This is a genomic window from Oleiphilus sp. HI0123 (genome assembly GCF_001635315.1).
The window spans coordinates 1-656 of the sequence record NZ_LWGE01001804.1 but is presented as its reverse complement, the minus strand read 5'-3'; the positions used below and the strand labels follow the sequence as shown (position 1 = coordinate 656).

General features: G+C 46.0%; 1 protein-coding gene. It reads right to left on the bottom strand.

Features of this window, described 5'->3' with window-relative positions:
- Nucleotides 1-656, bottom strand: a 656-nt coding sequence (locus A3761_RS24285) for an ATP-binding cassette domain-containing protein (protein ID WP_156492093.1), incomplete at both ends; no start/stop codon positions are given.

Here is a 656-nt window from a genome sequence, read left to right as displayed (position 1 = left end):
CCGTTAAAAGCTGTGATATTTCCCCTGTCCAACTCGATAATATTGGAGGCCAAAGCCTTAATAAACGCTCTATCGTGACTGACAAACAATAACGCGCCACGATATTCTGCTAAGCGGGCTTCCAGCCATTTGATAGTTTCGATGTCCAGATGGTTAGTCGGCTCATCTAGTAAAAGCAGGTCGGGTTCATTGATTAAGGCTCGGGCAAGCATTACCCGCCGCCGCCAACCGCCGGATAAGTCTTTCATCTGCATCGATTCATGCAAACCAAAACGCTTAAGCATGCTGGCGATCCGAGTATCAAAATCCCAGCCATTTAATGACTCGATTCTGTCTTGCAGCTTCTCTAACTTTTGCAGGTCTGCAGCTTCATCCTGACTATTGATCAGATGGTGATACTCACTTAAGACCTGACCAATTTCCGGTAGGCCTTCAGCAACGACATCAAAAACGTTACGTTCATCAGCATCGGGCATGGATTGAGGCAAAGCCCCTACTTTAAGACCCTTTTGAAAATTTATGACACCGGAGTCCGGATCACTACTTTTCATTAGCAATGACATTAATGAAGACTTTCCCTCGCCATTTCTACCCAGCAGGCAAATCTTTTGTCCCTCTTCAATCGCAAACGTAACGTTATCCAGTAAGGGGCGGTG